Raw genomic sequence first — 7299 nt, 5'->3', positions numbered from 1 at the left:
CGCTCCGGCCCGCCGCCGCGCGGGGCGCCGCCTTCCTCGCGCTGTGGGTCGTGCTGGCGGGCGCGGCACCGCAGGACCTGCCGGTCGGCGTGCTAGCCGCCGGGCTGGCAAGCTGGGCCAGCCTGCGGCTGATGCCGCCGTCCGCCTTCCGCCCGCGCCCGGCGGCGCTGCTGCTTCTTCTGTTGCGCTTCCCCTGGCAGGCGCTGCGGGCGGGGATCGATGTCGCGCTGCTTGCCCTCGACCCTCGTCGCCGACTGCAACCCGGCACCGTGGCCTGGACGCCGCGCCTCGATGCGGGATGCGCGCGGGATGCCTTCCTCGCCTATGCGAGCCTGCTGCCCGGCACCTTGCCCGCCGGTCACATGGACGGCGACGCTGTCGCCATTCACGCCCTCGACAGAACCACGCCCGTCGCCGAGCCGATGACCAAAGAGGAAGCCCGCTTCGCCCGGGCCATCGGCGCGGATGTCTGACCTCCTGCAGATCGCCGCACTGGTCGTGCTGGTGACGGTCGCCGGCGGGCTGCTGCGCATCCTGCGCGGGCCGGGAGTCGCCGACCGGGTCATGGCGGCGCAATTGCTCGGCACCGGGGGGATCGCGGTGCTGCTGCTGTCCTCCGTCGCGACGGGCGCGCCGGCGCTGCTCGATGCCGCGCTGACCCTGGCGCTGCTCGCCGCCTTTGCCGCCGTCGCGCTGGTGATGACCGCGCCTGGCCGGGGCGGGCGCCGATGAGCCTCCTGCTGGATACCTTCACCATCCTCGCGGTCCTCGCCGGCCTCTTCTTCTTCGCCGCCGGCACGGCGGGGCTGCTGCGCTTCCCGGACACGAGCAGCCGCCTGCATGCGCTGACCAAGGCGGACAACCTGGGCCTCGGCCTCATCGTCCTCGGGCTGCTGCCGCAGATGGGCGGGGTGCTGCCGGCGCTGAAGCTGCTGGTCATCTGGGGGTTGGCGCTCCTCGCCGGCGCCACGGTCGGGCCGCTCATCGCCCGCCTTGCACGGCAGGAGGACGCGCCGCCGTGACCGGCCTGCTCGCGGACCTGTTGATCGGCGCGGCCATCCTCGCGCTTGCCGCCGGCACGGTCACGGCGCGCAGCGCCTTCACCGCCACCGCCTTCTTCATCGCCTATGGGCTGCTGCTCGCCCTCGCCTGGGTGCGGCTCGGCGCGGTGGATATCGCATTGACCGAGGCGGCGATCAGTGCCGGACTTTCCGGCCTGCTGCTGCTTGGCGCCGCGTCGCGCCTCGCCGCGTGCCCGGTGGCCGAGGAACGCGCACCCGGCCCCGTCCTGAAGGCGCTGATCGGCCTGTGCTGCGCGGCGGTTTCCGCGGCGGTAGGCTACGCCATCCTCTCCCTGCCCGAACCGGCGCCGAGCCTCGCCGAGGAAGCGATGGCGCATCTCTCCGTGACCGCGCTCGGCAATCCCGTCGCAGGGGTGCTGATGTCGTATCGCGCGCTCGACACGCTGCTCGAGGCCGCGGTGGTCGTGCTCGCCGTCATCGGCGTGTGGTCGCTCGCGCCAGCCGGCGGCTGGGGCGGCGTGCCGGGCCCGATCCATCCACGCATCGAACAGGGCCCGCTCGCGCTGCTCGCGCGGCTGCTGCCGCCCATCGGCATCGTCGTCGCGTTCCATATCCTCTGGGTCGGCTCCTATGCGCCGGGGGGGAAGTTCCAGGCAGCGGCGATCCTGGCGGCGATGTGGCTGCTCGCCTGGCTGGCAGGGCTTGCGACGCCGCCGCGCATCTCCTCGCGCCGGCTGCGCCTCGCCATCTCGGCGGGCACCGGGCTGTTCCTGGCCATCGGCATGTTCGGCGTGCTGGCCGAGGGCGCCTTCCTCGCCTACCCGCCAGCGCTGACCAAGGCGCTGATGCTGGCGGTCGAATTCGCCCTGGCGGGGTCCATCGCCGTCGCGCTCGCCCTGCTGGTCATGGGTCCGCCCGAGCCGGAGGACCGTGCATGAGCGCGACGCTCTACGGCCTGCTCGGCGCCGCGCTGGTCGGCATCGGGCTGTTCGGGCTGCTGGTGCGGCCGTCGCACCTGCTGCGCATCCTGTCCTTCAACCTGCTCGGAGGCGGGGTGTTCCTGGTGTTCGGCGCGGTGGCGCGGCGCGGTGCGGGGGCGGGCCTGCCGGGCGACCCGGTGCCGCAGGCGCTGGTCCTCACCGGCATCGTCGTCGCCTTCGCCGCCACCGCGCTGGCCGTGATGCTGCTCCTGCGCCTCTCGGCCGAGAGCGCGAAGCGGCCAGACCCGTCGTGAACAGCGCCGTTTCCCTCGCGCCCACGCCCTGGGGCCTGCTGCCGGTGCTCGCGGTGATGCTGCCCGTCGCCGGGATGGTGGCGGCGCTGCCGCTCGGCGCGCGTGGGGCGGAGCGGCTGACCTTCGCGCTGCTGCCCGTGGGGCTGCTGATCGCCATCGGCACGGCGGCGGCGACCTATGCCAGTGGCGCGCCGCTCGTGCATCTGCTCGGCCACTGGGCACCACCGCTGGGCCTCGCCTTCCGTGCGGACGGGCTCGCGACGGCGATGCTGCTGACCGCCGCCATCGTGATTGGCGCCACCGCACTCTACGCGCGCGCGGAATTCGGCACGCCGCCCGGAACGCCGGAGAGGCGCGAAGCTCTCTCCTTCTGGTCGCTGCTGCTTGCGGTCTGGGGTGCGATCAACCTCGCCGTCGTCGCCGACGACCTCTTCACCCTCTATGTCGCGCTCGAACTGCTGACCTTCGCGGCCATGCCGCTCGCCTGCCTCGACGGCAAGCGGGAGACGCTGGAAGCGGCGCTGCGCTACCTGATGTTCGCGTTGCTCGGCTCAGTGCTCTACCTGCTCGGCGTGGCGCTGCTCTACGGCGCCTATGGCACGCTCGACATCGTGCTGCTGGCGCAGCGGGCGCGGGCGGCGCCGGCCACCGTCGTCGCCGCCGCGCTGATGACGGCGGGGCTGCTCGCCAAGACCGCGCTACTGCCGCTGCATCTCTGGCTGCCGCCCGCCCATGCGGGCGCGCCGGCGGCGGCGAGCGCGGTGCTCTCGGCCCTCGTGGTCAAGGGGTCCTTCGTGCTGGTGGTGCGGCTGTGGTTCGGCGTCATGCCGGGCCTGCCGGCGCCGGCGGCGGCGCAGGTCCTGGCGGCGCTGGGTGCGGCGGCGATCATCCTCGGCAGCGCGGCGGCTCTGGCGCAGGCGCGGCTGAAGCTGTTGGTCGCCTACTCGACCGTGGCGCAGATCGGCTACCTGTTCCTGATGTTCCCGCTGATGACGGCGGCGATCGCCTCGGCCGAGGACGCCGCGCGCGCCTGGACCGGCGGCGTGCTGCAGGCGGTCTCCCATGCCTTCGCCAAGGCGGCGATGTTCCTCGCGGTCGGGCTGATGGCGAAGGGGCTGGGGCATGACCGCATCGCGGACCTCGGTGGGGCGGGGCGCGCCATGCCGCTCTGCCTGCTGACCTTCGGGTTGGCTGGGCTGTCGCTGATGGGGGTGCCGCCCTCGGGCGGGTTCGCGGCGAAATGGCTGCTGCTGACCTCGGCGATCGAGGCCGGGCAGTGGTGGTGGGCGCTGGTGATCCTCGGCGGCGGGCTGCTGACCGGGACCTATGTCTATCGCGTGCTGGCCGTGGCGCTGACGCAGGGCAACGGCGACACGGCGGCCGTGGCCGAACCAAAGGGGCAGGCCTGGGTCGCGCTGGCGCTCGCGCTTCTCTCGGTCGTGCTGGGCTTCCTGCCGCTCGGCGCCTTCGGGCTGGTGCAGATCGGGCGGCTGGACCTGGCCATCGGGGGCGCGCCGTGACGGCTCTGCTGCTCGCCGCGACGCCGCTGGTGCCGCTGGCGATGCTGGCGGCCATGGCCTGGGCCCCGGCGCGCGAACGTATCGCCGACTGGCTCTGGGCGGCGCCGCTGCCGGGGCTCGCCTGCGCGCTGTTTGCCGCCGGGGCGCCGCCGCTGGTCGTGGACGAGAGGCTGCGGTTGAACCTCGCCCTCGATGCGCCATCGGCGTTGTTGCTGGGCGCGGCGGCGCTGCTCTGGGCCGTCGCCGGGGCCTATGCGCGCGGCTATTTCGCCGGTTCGCCGGGCCTGCCGCGCTTCGCCGCCTGGTGGCTCGCGACCATGGCGGGCAGCCTCGGCGTCTTCGTCGCGGGCGACCTGATCAGCTTCTACCTGGTCTATGCGCTGGCCAGCATCCCGGCCTGGGGGCTCGTAATCCACGACCGCACGCCGCGGGCGTGGCGGGCGGGCGGGCTCTACCTGACGCTGACACTGCTGGGGGAAGCCGTGCTGCTCGGCGCCTTCGCGCTGCTCGCCGGCTTCGCGCCGGGGGAGAGCCTCGCCATCGCGGACGTGCTCGGCGCGCTGCCGGGCTCCCCTCTGCGGGACGTGACCATCGCGCTGCTGGTGATCGGCTTCGGGCTGAAGGCGGGGCTGGTGCCGCTACATGTCTGGCTGCCGCTGGCGCATCCGGCGGCGCCCGCGCCGGCCTCGGCGGTGCTGAGCGGCGCCATCATCAAGGCCGGCATCATCGGATTGGTGCGCTTCCTGCCGGTCGACACGACACCGGAGGCCTGGGGCGGGCTGCTCGCCGTGGTCGGTCTCGTCACCGCCTTCTGGGGCGTGGGCTGCGGCGTGACGCAGCGCGAGGCCAAGGCTGTCCTCGCGTATTCCAGCATCAGCCAGATGGGGGTGGCGACGGCGGCGTTCGGCCTCGGCATCGCGAGCGGCCTGCCGGGCACCGGGGAAGCCGTCGCGGGCTATGCGCTCGCGCATGTGCTGGCGAAGGGGGCGCTCTTCCTCGCCGTCGGAGTGGCGGGGGCTGGGCGGATGGTGCTGCTGCTGCCCGCGCTGGTGCTGGCGCTCGGCTTCGGTGGGCTGCCGCTGACCGGCGGCTGGTTCGCCAAGGCGCTGGTGAAGGATGCCTTCGCGGGAGATCTCGCGGCCGCGCTCGCCGCGGCCTCGGCCGCCGGTTCGACCATGCTGATGCTGCACTTCGTGCGCCGGCTGTCGCTGATCGAGGGCAAGCCGCCGGCGCCGCTGCCGCTCGGCTGCTGGCTCGCCATGGCGGCGTTGGCGGTCGCGGTGCCCTGGGGGCTCTACGGCGCCTCGGCGCCGGGGCTGCTGGCGCCGGCCGAAGTCTGGAAGGCGCTCTGGCCGGTGCTGGTCGGCACGGTCGGCTTCGCCCTGCTGTGGCGCGCGGGGGACCGCGTGCCGGAAGTGCCGCAGGGCGACGTGGTGCTGCTCGCGGGGCCAATACGGGGCAGCCTGGCGCGGGTCGCGGTGGCCCTGGCGGGGGTGGAAGAGGTCTTCCGCGCCTGGCACGTGGCCGGGCTGGCGTTGCTGGCGGTGGCGCTCGCGTTCGGGATTGCCATGGCGGCGCCTTGAGAGGGGCGCTGCCCCTCTCAAACTCTCCCCGCCAAAGGCCGAAGGGCCTTTGGAAACCAATACTTCAGGTCACCGCGGGTGCAGGGGACCGTCGTCCCCTGCTGGGGGAGTTCGAGGGGGCAAAGCCCCCTCGGGGGCGACACATCACCGCGTCGCCACCGTCCCTTCCGGCGCGTGCTCGAATTCCGGCACCAGCCGCCCGAGCTGCTGCAATGCCACCCGCGGATTGCCGCTGCGCGCGGCGCCCGCGATCTCGTCGATCGCGCGGCCCACCAGCGCGGCATCCGCCGTGCGCGGCGTCGCCACCAGCAAACCCGGATATTCGGTCGGCCGCGGCGCTTCCTTGCCGTGGAAGAGTTCCTCGAACAGCTTCTCCCCCGGCCGCAGGCCGGTGAAGCGGATCTCCACATCCTCATCCGGCCGCAGGCCGGCAAGCCGGATCATCCGCCGCGCGAGGTCCACGATCTTCACCGGCGCGCCCATGTCGAGCACGAAGATCCCGCCATCGGCGAGTTCCGGCGGCATGTTCTCCGGATCGGTCGTGCCGACGACGGAAGCCTGCAGCACCAGCCCCACTGCTTCGCGCACCGTCATGAAGTAGCGACGCATGTCCGGGTGCGTGACCGTCAGCGGCCCGCCGCGCTCGAGTTGCCGGCGGAACAGCGGCACCACCGAGCCCGTCGAGCCCAGCACGTTGCCGAAGCGCACGGTGATGCAGCGCATGGTGCCCTGCCCGTGCCGTGCCTCGCGGTCGAAGGCCTGGCAGTACATTTCCGCCAGACGCTTGGACGCGCCCATGACGCTCGTGGGGTTTACCGCCTTGTCGGTGGAGATGAACACCATCGCCGTGGTGCCCACCGCGCGCGCCGCATCGGCGACGATACGGGTCCCGAGCGCATTGGTCAGCAGGCCTTCGAGCGGATCGTTCTCCACCATCGGCACGTGCTTCAGCGCGGCCGCGTGGAAGACGAGTTCGGGCTTGATCTCCTCGAACAGGCGCCGGATCCGCGCCTCGTCGCGCACATCCGCGAGCACGGCGCGGCGGACCACCTCGGGGTGCTTCTCCCGCAGTTCGAGGTCGATCTCGTAGAGCACGTATTCGCCGTGATCGAGCAGCGTCAGGCTTGCCGGGCCGAGCGCCGCCACCTGCCGCGCCAGCTCCCCGCCGATCGTCCCGCCCGCGCCGGTGACAAGCACGCGCCGCGCCTGCACCAGCCGCGCCATGCCCTCGCGGTCCAGCGGCACCTGCGGGCGGTCGAGCAGGTCCTCGATCGACACCGGGCGCAACTCGACGCGCCGCGCCTCCTGCCCGCCTGCCGGCGCCAGCGTGGTCGGCGCCGGGGCGCGCCGCACCGGCACGCCGTGGTGGTCGGCAGCGTCCAGCACCGCCTCCAGCGCCGGGCCCGACAGGCCCGAGGCCAGCACGATGACCGACGGCAACCGCCCTTCCCCCCGCAGCCCGTCGAGCACCGCCTCGATATCCTCGACCGTGCCGAGGATGGCGTGGCCCTGCATGCGCCGCCCTGCCTGGCGGGCCCGCAGCGAGAGAATCCCGATGACGCGATATGGCGCCTGCCGGTCGCGCGATAACGCGCGCAGGAACAGGTCCGTCCCCTCCGCCGCGCCGACCAGCAGCACGTTCTGCGCGTCCGGCGAGGATTCGCCCGAATGTCGCGCCGCCTGCAACAGCCCCGCGACGCGCCCGGCGATCAGCAGCGCCGCCAGCGCCGCGGCATGGATGACCGGAAAGGCCGGATTGGGCGGCCGCCAGGCGCCGAAGAGGTGCAGCCCCACTGTGAACAGCGCCGCCGCGATCGCTGCCGCGCCGGCCACGGCCAGCAGGTCCCCCAGCCCGACGAAGCGCCAGTATTGCCGCGGCAGCCGCAGCGGCGCGCCAGCCGCGCCCAGCGCGAGCACCGCCCCGGGCAGCGCCCCGCCCC

8 protein-coding genes are annotated in these 7299 nt (G+C 73.6%); 7 read left to right on the top strand and 1 reads right to left on the bottom strand.

The window, feature by feature from the left end:
* The 7 genes from GXW76_RS24365 to GXW76_RS24335 form a co-directional block, all read left to right on the top strand.
* A partial coding sequence (locus tag GXW76_RS24365; protein WP_211864741.1) for a Na+/H+ antiporter subunit E occupies positions 1 to 473 on the top strand: 473 nt, incomplete at its 5' end.
* Positions 466 to 732 carry a monovalent cation/H+ antiporter complex subunit F gene (locus GXW76_RS24360; protein ID WP_211864740.1) on the top strand — a complete coding sequence of 89 codons (267 nt, stop codon included), beginning with the start codon at positions 466 to 468 and terminating at the stop codon, positions 730 to 732. The genes GXW76_RS24365 and GXW76_RS24360, both read left to right, overlap by 8 nt.
* The gene (locus GXW76_RS24355) at positions 729 to 1022 is read left to right on the top strand and encodes a cation:proton antiporter (RefSeq protein ID WP_211864739.1); all 294 of its coding nucleotides are present in this window, start codon (positions 729 to 731) and stop codon (positions 1020 to 1022) included. Before GXW76_RS24360 ends, GXW76_RS24355 begins: the two co-directional genes overlap by 4 nt.
* Positions 1019 to 1960, top strand: coding sequence for a hydrogenase subunit MbhD domain-containing protein (locus GXW76_RS24350; protein WP_338151035.1), 942 nt, complete (start codon positions 1019 to 1021; stop codon positions 1958 to 1960). The genes GXW76_RS24355 and GXW76_RS24350 overlap by 4 nt, the downstream gene beginning before the upstream one ends.
* Positions 1957 to 2256 (top strand): NADH-quinone oxidoreductase subunit K, encoded by a 300-nt coding sequence (locus tag GXW76_RS24345; RefSeq protein ID WP_211864738.1) that lies wholly within the window; start codon positions 1957 to 1959, stop codon positions 2254 to 2256. The genes GXW76_RS24350 and GXW76_RS24345 overlap by 4 nt, the downstream gene beginning before the upstream one ends.
* Positions 2253 to 3776, top strand: a complete 1524-nt coding sequence (locus tag GXW76_RS24340) for a complex I subunit 5 family protein (protein WP_338151034.1) — start codon at positions 2253 to 2255, stop codon at positions 3774 to 3776. The genes GXW76_RS24345 and GXW76_RS24340 overlap by 4 nt, the downstream gene beginning before the upstream one ends.
* The gene (locus GXW76_RS24335) at positions 3773 to 5359 is read left to right on the top strand and encodes a proton-conducting transporter transmembrane domain-containing protein (protein WP_211864737.1); all 1587 of its coding nucleotides are present in this window, start codon (positions 3773 to 3775) and stop codon (positions 5357 to 5359) included. Before GXW76_RS24340 ends, GXW76_RS24335 begins: the two co-directional genes overlap by 4 nt.
* A 144-nt stretch (positions 5360 to 5503) precedes the next feature.
* Here the strand turns inward: GXW76_RS24335 and GXW76_RS24330 are convergent.
* On the bottom strand, positions 5504 to 7299 hold a 1796-nt coding region (locus GXW76_RS24330; RefSeq protein WP_211864736.1), incomplete at its 5' end, for a polysaccharide biosynthesis protein.

The sequence above is a fragment of the Neoroseomonas soli genome, assembly GCF_018129065.1.
In the GTDB taxonomy this organism is placed as follows: Bacteria; Pseudomonadota; Alphaproteobacteria; order Acetobacterales; family Acetobacteraceae; genus Neoroseomonas; species Neoroseomonas soli.
The sequence above is the reverse complement of the archived record's forward strand: the minus strand, read 5'-3'. Positions and strand labels throughout refer to the sequence as shown.

Coding starts and splice junctions, on each gene's coding strand:
- GXW76_RS24345 (WP_211864738.1), top strand. CDS start 1,957: ATGAGCGCGACGCTCTACGGCCTGCTCGGCGCCGCGCTGGTCGGCATC.
- GXW76_RS24360 (WP_211864740.1), top strand. CDS start 466: ATGTCTGACCTCCTGCAGATCGCCGCACTGGTCGTGCTGGTGACGGTC.
- GXW76_RS24355 (WP_211864739.1), top strand. CDS start 729: ATGAGCCTCCTGCTGGATACCTTCACCATCCTCGCGGTCCTCGCCGGC.